General features: G+C 34.6%; 1 protein-coding gene. It reads right to left on the bottom strand.

Translation table 11 applies throughout. The features are described from left to right. Positions 1-393, bottom strand: a 393-nt coding sequence (locus E3E33_RS10780; RefSeq protein WP_167731705.1) for a family 43 glycosylhydrolase, incomplete at both ends; no start/stop codon positions are given.

A 393-nucleotide genomic window follows, 5' to 3' on the forward strand; every position in this document is an offset into this window, starting at 1 on the left:
GCTATCGGGATTGAATGATAAACTATCTGCCCTTATTGAACGTGCTTTATCAAAATTGGGTGAATAGTCTTTATCATGATAAAATAAATACCATTGATTTTTAAATTGAATGATGGAATGATGATTCGTCCAACAGCCAGATGCTGACTCATCCATAATAGCTCCGGCAATTTTAAAAGGGCCAAAAGGATTATTCCCCATTGCATATTCCAATCTTTCTGTTTTATTTTCTACATGCGGATAAGTAAGATAATAAATACCATTTCTTTCAAACATATAGGGGCCTTCTTTCAAACCTTTTGTTGGCAGTTCTGCCAATGTTTTTACATCAGAATCTAATTCAACCATATTGGGTTTTAATCTGGCTGCATAAATATTGCCTTGTGCCCAGTA

The organism is Thermococcus sp. GR5 (assembly GCF_012027535.1).
GTDB classification, from domain to species: Archaea; Methanobacteriota_B; Thermococci; order Thermococcales; family Thermococcaceae; genus Thermococcus; species Thermococcus onnurineus.